Genomic DNA, 239 nt, shown 5'->3' on the forward strand with positions numbered 1-239 from the left:
GGCCGACCTTGATGTCGCCGTCCGGCGTGCGTGAGCCGGTGCACCGCGCCACCTGCAAAACCATCGAGCCGGAAGAAATCTGGCGCGTGATCGGCAACTACGCCCAGGCTGCGCGCCGGGCCAAGGCCGGTGGCCTGGACGGGGTGGAACTGTCCGCCGTGCACCAGCACATGATCGACCAGTTCTGGAGCCCACGGGTCAACAAGCGTACCGACGAATGGGGCGGCACCTTCGAAGGC

Annotated in this window: 1 pseudogene; it reads left to right on the forward strand. The window is 67.4% G+C overall.

Annotated features, from left to right (window positions below):
• Nucleotides 1-239: pseudogene (locus SB756_RS34820) on the forward strand (N-methylproline demethylase); the annotation flags it as partial.

Source organism: Pseudomonas sp. SIMBA_068, from assembly GCF_046534705.1.
Classification (GTDB): Bacteria; Pseudomonadota; Gammaproteobacteria; order Pseudomonadales; family Pseudomonadaceae; genus Aquipseudomonas; species Aquipseudomonas putida.